This is a genomic window from Clostridium sp. (genome assembly GCF_051656525.1).
Lineage (GTDB): Bacteria > Bacillota > Clostridia > Clostridiales > Clostridiaceae > Clostridium.
Map to the genome: position 1 here is coordinate 1 of NZ_JBOGCC010000005.1, position 1,024 is coordinate 1,024.

The window sequence follows — 1,024 nt, forward strand, 5'->3', positions numbered from 1 at the left end:
TAGAGATGGCTGTTGAAGAGTATAAAAAATATATAGATGAGTCAGAGAAAAAGGCTTATGAAGAATGTGCATTATATAATTTAATAGGAGCACTTGGAAAATTAGAGAGATTAGATGAAAAGAAAAGTTATGAGATTAAATTACAAGAAATTTATGGAGAAGCATTGGTAAAACATTAATAATTTAAAATTAATTATGTATAATAAATGAATAAAGTTATAGAAATATGAATTAAAATCTTATATAATATAAAATGTATTTTAATAAGGCAGACGGGCGGCTATGATTACCCGTATGCTTTTTTCTTTGGGAAAAACTAGGGGGAAAGCATTCTCTAAAGGAGGATTTATGAGAAGTATATTTAAAGATAAGATGTTTATTAGAACAATGATAACTTTAGCAATACCAATAACATTACAATGTTTTGTTACGTCATCACTTAACTTAGTAGATAATCTTATGATTGGAAATTTAGGAGAAAGTGCAATTGCAGCAGTTGGTCTTGCAAACCAATATTTCTTTATTTTTATGTTAGCATTAACAGGAATTAATGCAGGGGCTAGTATATTTATGGCACAGTATTGGGGAAAACGTGAAGAGAAAGAAATAAAAAAGGTTTTAGGTTTAGATATAACAGTTGGATTTGTAGCTTCAACTATATTTTTATTAGGAGCTTTATTTTTAGCTGAAATTATAATGGGAATTCTATCAACAGATCCTGTAGTAATAGAACTTGGAGCAAAGTATTTAAGGGTTGTGTCTATTAGTTATATTTTTACTAACATAACTATGGCTTATTCATCAGCACTTAGAAGTACAGAGCAACCAAAAGTACCAATGAGAGCAAGTGTTATTGGTGTTTTAGTAAATGCATTTTTAAACTGTGTATTTATATTTGGAAATTTAGGAATGCCAGAAATGGGAGTTATGGGAGCTGCCCTTGCAACATCTATTGCAAGAGGAGTAGAAATGCTTTATATAGTGCTTGTAGTATATGTAAAGAAAAATATTGTAGCATCAACTA

At 29.3% G+C, this 1,024-nt stretch carries 1 protein-coding gene; it reads left to right on the forward strand.

The features are described 5' to 3' along the window. Positions 1 to 348 precede the first annotated feature (348 nt). Positions 349 to 1,024: MATE family efflux transporter (locus tag ACRDDY_RS00245; RefSeq protein ID WP_438562962.1), on the forward strand; the 676-nt coding region annotated here is incomplete at its 3' end.